This is a genomic window from Erwinia pyri (genome assembly GCF_030758455.1).
Lineage (GTDB): Bacteria > Pseudomonadota > Gammaproteobacteria > Enterobacterales > Enterobacteriaceae > Erwinia > Erwinia pyri.
This window is the reverse complement of record NZ_CP132357.1, coordinates 1-3,577: the sequence shown is the minus strand read 5'-3', so window position 1 is coordinate 3,577 and position 3,577 is coordinate 1. Positions and strand designations below refer to the sequence as shown.

Here is a 3,577-nt window from a genome sequence, read left to right as displayed (position 1 = left end):
TACTCAGACCCCAGCCGCTCAGAAAGATAACGGCCAAGATCGTAACCGCGCTCAGGGCCGGGAATATCACCCGGTTTTTCACGACGGTCAGCAACATGCTCTGCCGGCTCTGGCGCATATCCTCTGTCGTGACGTGCAGCTGCCGGCGCGTATCTTCCAGCATGGTATTCAGCTCTTGCTGAAATATGTCGTTCAACTCGCTCCGCAAACCTCTCAGCTGCTGCTTCGTCAGGCTTTGAATAGTCTCGCTCTCTGCGAGATGCTGCTGCTTCAATCGCTCCTGCAGCGTCAAACTCACGCTCATAAAGTCCCCCTTTCATGCGCCACCGCTGGCCGCTCTGCGGATCTGACACGGTGATGTAATTTTTACCTTCGCGCGTTACCTGCATTCCAAGGTCTGAAACCTGCTCGATAACGTCGCTACGGCTTCGTATAAGCCCCTGTGCGGCCCTCTGAGACAAAACCACGTCTATGAGTAGCCTGATGTCTTCCTGCGGCTTCTCGCCCCTTCTGAGGGCTTCTGCGGCGATTTTCAGCTCATGATCAGGCTGAGCGATCTCACGTGCGCGTCGTGGGTCATCCGGGTCAGCCAGGCCATACCTGGCGTTGATTTCACTGCGCAGGTCATCGAAAGCGTGTCTTGCGGCATCTCCGGGCGGGCGAATGTTCAGGCTTTTCCCTGTGCCTAGCTCAACGCGGGGCGTCACAAAATGCAGCTCGTGATGCCCGGCATGGGTATGCCTGACCCAGAGGATGTTGTACTGATCAGCTTCAAGCCCGGCAAACGCGATCTGTTCAAAGCGATCCATGAACTCCTGCTCCATTTCTGGCGTGACCTTCTCCTCCGGGGCGAAAGACAGCACGCCAGAAGTGTATTTGTGCCGGAAATCGAGCGAGTCGATGAGGTTGCGGGTAGCCTCAGGGGATCCCCTCAGTACTTCCGGTGGTGAATCTTCCCGACCGGGCCGGTTTTCATCAGTGACATAGCCAACCGGGCCGCCGCCGCCGCCAGTGCCGTGCCTACTGAAACCCACAATCATCGCGACAGCTCCCGAATATGGCGCTCGATATCCATCAGGTGAGCGACGACCTCAACCGAAGAAGCAGCCGATTTATGCGTATTAACCCAGCGAGCAATCATGTTCAGGTTGGCATTGATGCGATTAAGCATGGCAATCCGCTCCCTATCGACGTCTTTATTGCGCACACTGACCCTGCCGAGATGATCGCGAACTAGCTCGGACATGGTACAGCCTGCCTCTTCGGCCAGCTGTTTCAGCGCCTCAAATTCCGCGTCAGAAAACCTAACCCGCAGCATGTTATCGCGCTTTTCCATTCCATCTCCGTCTTCGCATAATGCAATTTAAACAAGGCTACCCGATGTTGCTACATTTCGCTACGCTCAATGTTGCACATCGGGCCTTGCAAGGGGGGATTCTCCCCTCCTTGACCCCCCAACACCCAAAGACAAAAACATGGTAAAATAGATGCTTAATTAACCAGTTGGGGGTTCTATGAGTACACAGCAATCAAGCCAGGTAGAAGCCATAAAGGTTAAAATTTTAGAAGCTGCCTACAAAGGACAAGGCGACATAGTTAGCCTGGATTACGTGGGGCATTTTGGTATTGGTCCAAAAGAACCCGTAGGCCACGTTCGCATAGCCTTAGCTGATCTTGTAAAAAACGGTCTTGTTACAGAAAAAGGGAAAGGCGCTGATGATGGAATTAGTTTTCTAATTACTGCATCTAGAATTGCAGAGTACGAAACGAAAATCTTAAATGAACTCCCTCCCGATCATCATTACCGCGGTAAATTCCTCTAAAACCGGTCTTACAGGTGGATGGCCTCACTGCGTGAAACCATCCACCCCTGCAAAGCGTGTTTTTGTGTGCCGTCGTCAATCAGTAAATCGGAACCCCAAAGGGGCCCCCACGATTTACCGATTGACGATTTAACCAAGGGAAACGCCAGCCTGAAAACCAGTACCGCTCGCCGCAAGTTCCGGCTGAGGCGTACCGCAGCGCAGCGAGGAACGAACAGCCGGAACGAGGAAGCGGAATATCATCTGAACGGGCATAGAAATGCGTTCACTCGATGTGACGTACACTGGAATCAGTAGCAAGGGAGTAACAAGATACAGAAGGGGGTATCCCGCAAGCCGCGCCAGCAATGGTTTTTTTTTGACAATAGTTATCTCTCAAGATAACTTGGTTATCTCTCAAGATAACTATCAGGAAGAAAGCAGATGCGGAGAGTCACACAGATAGACCTAGAAACCGGGGAAGATTTAGGTGGTTTTGTAGCAGTAGTCCGACCTAAGCAAAAATCATCATTCCAGAGGCATTTTACTATGAATCAAGCGGCCCTAATCACTATCGCCAATGAGTTAAACCATGATCAAATGCGTGTGTTAATGGCTCTTCTCGCTGATCTTGATTACGAGAATTATATCCAAGTGGGTCAGATAGATATTGCAGAAGCTCTGCGGATGCAGAAGACCAATGTAAGTCGAGCTATAAAAAACCTGATTGAGTTCGGAATTATTCTTGAAGGACCGAAAATCGGCCGCAGTAAAACTTATCGTCTCAACCCCCAATTTGGTTGGAAAGGCACGGTTAGCAATCATAAAAAAGCTCTCACCAATGGATTAAGCGTTATCCAAGGTGGCCGCTCTTAATGCTTGTTTACAGCCTGATCTATCTAGCCCTTATCGTCTTATTAGCCTCGGTAATAAGAAAACTGCTCTTTTCAAAAAAAAGGCCTGGAATGGCTGTTTCTTTAGCTCTATCAGCTGTTGTTTTATGTGGCACCATCGTCGTGTTTTTATTTTTAGAAATCCTGCAAATTAAAGCAGTTGCAGCCAGTATGGCCTTACCTATAACGGCAAATCCCAAACCAAATTTCACAATGGCCCTTGTCTCAACGGTAATTTTTTACTCGAGTTTAAGAGGCAAACGTCAACCCAAAACAGAAGAGGTAGTAGATAAAGCCAACTCTGACCTATGGCATAAGTGAGAACAGTTTTTACCCACTAAATCTCACATGCTTGGTCCGTAGTACCTGTTTGGCTTCGGCGCCGGAGGCTCAGGTTCGCGCTGTTTCTGCTGCAACGTTTCCTGAAATTCCAGCTGCTTCCTCAGCGCCTGTTCTGCCTGTAGAGGTTCCCGAACTGCTTCAGCTGCTCCGACAATACAGTTACCCGATTGTCTAAGAAGCTGACTTGCTTCAACAGCGTGGCGTTGTCTTCCGCAGTACGCTCGAACATGTTCTGCAAGGCGTTCTGCGCCTTCTCGGAAGCTTTCAGCTGCTCGCTGAATTGCTGCTCCATACGCTTCAAGGCGTTCAATAAGTGCGTTTCCAGTTCCGTCATGGTTTACCTCACGATCCGCAGGGCTTGCTCCTTCCCAACTGTCCAGCCGCTGTCGTCCACTTTCGCCCCTTTGGGCAGCACGACGAACGTCCCGTTCTTGTCCTGAACGATGTTCAGACCCGCTGTTTTGCTCTCCAGTGCCGCCAGTGTGGCTTTCTGGCTGTTGATCTGCTGCCAGTTGGCCGCGATCTGGCTTTCCTGAAACG

The 3,577-nt window shown here is 50.5% G+C and carries 6 protein-coding genes and 1 pseudogene; 3 read left to right on the top strand and 4 right to left on the bottom strand.

All coding sequences use genetic code 11. The annotated features are described in order from the left end of the window. Positions 1 to 1,040 (bottom strand): relaxase/mobilization nuclease domain-containing protein (locus Q3V30_RS22690; protein ID WP_306213677.1); only part of this gene is annotated, 1,040 nt, incomplete at its 3' end. Then, positions 1,037 to 1,336 carry a plasmid mobilization protein gene (locus tag Q3V30_RS22685; protein ID WP_306213675.1) on the bottom strand — a complete coding sequence of 100 codons (300 nt, stop codon included), beginning with the start codon at positions 1,334 to 1,336 and terminating at the stop codon, positions 1,037 to 1,039. The genes Q3V30_RS22685 and Q3V30_RS22690, both read right to left, overlap by 4 nt. Before the next feature lie 178 nt (positions 1,337 to 1,514). Here Q3V30_RS22685 and Q3V30_RS22680 point away from each other — a divergent pair, with 178 nt between their 5' ends. From Q3V30_RS22680 to Q3V30_RS22670, 3 genes are all read left to right on the top strand, one after another. Further along, positions 1,515 to 1,823 carry a hypothetical protein gene (locus tag Q3V30_RS22680; protein WP_306213673.1) on the top strand — a complete coding sequence of 103 codons (309 nt, stop codon included), beginning with the start codon at positions 1,515 to 1,517 and terminating at the stop codon, positions 1,821 to 1,823. A 423-nt stretch (positions 1,824 to 2,246) separates the two neighbouring features. Continuing rightward, the gene (locus tag Q3V30_RS22675; RefSeq protein ID WP_306213671.1) at positions 2,247 to 2,678 is read left to right on the top strand and encodes a helix-turn-helix transcriptional regulator; all 432 of its coding nucleotides are present in this window, start codon (positions 2,247 to 2,249) and stop codon (positions 2,676 to 2,678) included. Next, positions 2,678 to 3,016: a hypothetical protein gene (locus tag Q3V30_RS22670; RefSeq protein WP_306213669.1), complete on the top strand. Its 339-nt coding sequence runs from the start codon at positions 2,678 to 2,680 to the stop codon at positions 3,014 to 3,016. The genes Q3V30_RS22675 and Q3V30_RS22670 overlap by 1 nt, the downstream gene beginning before the upstream one ends. A 121-nt stretch (positions 3,017 to 3,137) precedes the next feature. Here the strand turns inward: Q3V30_RS22670 and Q3V30_RS22665 are convergent, their stop codons facing one another. Both Q3V30_RS22665 and Q3V30_RS22660 read right to left on the bottom strand, forming a co-directional pair. Then, positions 3,138 to 3,371: an MbeD/MobD family mobilization/exclusion family protein gene (locus Q3V30_RS22665; RefSeq protein ID WP_306213666.1), complete on the bottom strand. Its 234-nt coding sequence runs from the start codon at positions 3,369 to 3,371 to the stop codon at positions 3,138 to 3,140. A 3-nt stretch (positions 3,372 to 3,374) separates the two neighbouring features. Then, positions 3,375 to 3,577, bottom strand: a pseudogene (locus Q3V30_RS22660) (MbeB family mobilization protein); the annotation flags it as partial.

Bases quoted from the DNA above. Each gene is read 5' to 3' on its own strand.
- Q3V30_RS22675 (WP_306213671.1), top strand. From the start codon at position 2,247: ATGCGGAGAGTCACACAGATAGACCTAGAAACCGGGGAAGATTTAGGT.
- Q3V30_RS22665 (WP_306213666.1), bottom strand. From the start codon at position 3,371: ATGACGGAACTGGAAACGCACTTATTGAACGCCTTGAAGCGTATGGAG.
- Q3V30_RS22680 (WP_306213673.1), top strand. From the start codon at position 1,515: ATGAGTACACAGCAATCAAGCCAGGTAGAAGCCATAAAGGTTAAAATT.
- Q3V30_RS22670 (WP_306213669.1), top strand. From the start codon at position 2,678: ATGCTTGTTTACAGCCTGATCTATCTAGCCCTTATCGTCTTATTAGCC.
- Q3V30_RS22685 (WP_306213675.1), bottom strand. From the start codon at position 1,336: ATGGAAAAGCGCGATAACATGCTGCGGGTTAGGTTTTCTGACGCGGAA.